General features: G+C 65.2%; 3 protein-coding genes. 1 reads left to right on the plus strand and 2 read right to left on the minus strand.

All coding sequences use genetic code 11. From position 1 onward, the window contains the following. A partial coding sequence (locus OXU43_06835; GenBank protein ID MDD9824868.1) for a hypothetical protein occupies positions 1 to 186 on the minus strand: 186 nt, incomplete at its 3' end. A gap of 250 nt (positions 187 to 436) precedes the next feature. On the opposite strand from OXU43_06835, the gene OXU43_06840 reads away from it, so the two are divergent. Beyond that, the gene (locus OXU43_06840; GenBank protein ID MDD9824869.1) at positions 437 to 1,342 is read left to right on the plus strand and encodes an oxaloacetate decarboxylase; all 906 of its coding nucleotides are present in this window, start codon (positions 437 to 439) and stop codon (positions 1,340 to 1,342) included. Between the two features lie 29 nt (positions 1,343 to 1,371). Here the strand turns inward: OXU43_06840 and OXU43_06845 are convergent. Beyond that, on the minus strand, positions 1,372 to 1,923 hold a 552-nt coding region (locus OXU43_06845; protein MDD9824870.1), incomplete at its 5' end, for a L,D-transpeptidase.

Below are 1,923 nucleotides of genomic sequence, written 5' to 3' on the forward strand. Positions count from 1 at the left end.
GTGCGCCGTCAAGCTCACCGTTATGTCAGGCGAGGCAGGCGTAGTCTGCGCCCGTGCCGTCATCGCCCCCAGCACCAGGGTTCCCGCCAGCGCCGCCTGCAGCAGCCGCCCGCGGCGGCGTAGCGCGTCGCGTCTGGGCGGCAAGGGCAGGCCGTTCGTCAGATCGCTGGCGTCGGCAGTGTTCATCGTTTTGTCTCCTGGCATGATTTTTTTGCCCGATTTCTAGAGGGCGCAAGCATAACAGATAATTTTATCCATAAAAATAGCAGGTTGATAGTAATTATTCAACTTGAATATATATCTCGCCGCTGACGGATCGTGTTTGCGGGCCGCCCCGGCGTCCGCTTGCCGGGCGCCTGCCGCCCACTACCCAAGCCTGTGGCGGCCTGTTATTTTCCGCCCTTGCCATGGCGGGCTCAGCAGCGATTCGGGGACGGTGCGGGATACGACGGTGACGGCGGAAGGCATGAATAATGGCGGGCAACGCCTGCGCGAGTTGCTGGCGCGGCCGGGGATCGTGCGCCTGCTCGGCGCCCACGATGCTTTAACCGCGTTGGCGGTCGAACGAGCCGGTCTCGAGGCGGTCTTTCTTGGCGGCTTCGGGGTCAGCGCCAGTATGTTGGGTCTGCCGGACCTCAATTTCCTGGGCATTTCCGAGATGGCGGAGGCGACGCGGCGCGTGGCGCAAAGGGTTTCTTTGCCGGTACTGGCCGATGCCGATACCGGACACGGCGGCTTGCATAACGTGGCGCATTGCGTGCGCGAATTGCGCCAGGCGGGGGCGGCAGGGATGATCCTCGAAGACCAGGAATTCCCGAAGCGTTGCGGTCACTTTGCCGGCAAGAGGGTGATCCCGGGCGCGGAGATGGCGCGCAAGATTCAGGTCGCCGCCGCCGCCCGCGGCGACTCCGGCTTTGTGCTGGTGGGGCGCACGGACGCCCGCGAGCCCCATGGTCTGGAGGAAGCGATCCGCCGGGCGAACCTCTATTGCGAAGCCGGGGCCGACGTGGCCTTCGTCGAGGCGCCCTTGTCCGAGGAGGAGCTGCGCGCCGTCTGCCGCCAGGTGCCGCATCCCAAGCTGGTGAACATGCTGGCCTTCGGCAAGACTCCGAGCCTGAGTGCGGCGGCGCTCGCGGAGATGGGTTTCGATATGGTCGTGGCGCCGATCGATTCCGTGCTGTTGCTTGCCCGGGCCATGGGCCGTCTCGCGGAAGCCTTCCGGCAGGACGGGCATACCGGGGCGCTCGCCGGCGAGATGACGGATTTTGCCGGGATCAAGGAGTTGTTGGGGTTGCAGGAGTTCCTGGACCTTCAGGAAGCCCGGGATAAGCCCGCGGACTGAATTCGCGCCCCGCGATTCCCCCGGCAGCTCTATTCCCAGATCGCTACCCGCGTACCGATCTCCAGGTATTGCCGCAACTCGCGCAGTTGCGAGTTGGTCAGGGCGATACAGCCCTTGGTCCAGTCGAAATTGCGGTGGATAAAGCTTTTGTCCGCCGAGGGGGCGCCCAGGCCGTGCAGGCCGATCTGGCCTCCCAGCGGGGTGTTCTGCGGCGGGATGCGCGCCTCTTGGTGCGCCTTGGCGAGATTTTGGAAGCTTTGCGCGTCGAGCCGCTCGTTCAGGTAGCCGCGCCAGGCGTCGCCCAGATTCGGGTAGTTGAGCTGGATAAAGGGGCCGAATTTCCCCTGTTCCCGGAACGCGACCACCCGGTAGATGCCTGTAGGCGTCTTTTTGTCGCCGCGCATGTTTTTGTCTCCCCGGCCGCCGCTGCCGGTGGCGATCGGGTACCGTTTGACGATGCGCCCTCTTTGCCGGACCAGGAGTTCCCGCTCGGATTTCCGAATCTCGAGACGGTAGCCGGGCGCCTCTTCCGCCAGGAGTGCGCCCGCGGGCGCCAGGAGCGGGAGCGCCGCCAGCAGCCA

Source organism: Gammaproteobacteria bacterium (assembly GCA_028817255.1).
Lineage (GTDB): Bacteria > Pseudomonadota > Gammaproteobacteria > Porifericomitales > Porifericomitaceae > Porifericomes > Porifericomes azotivorans.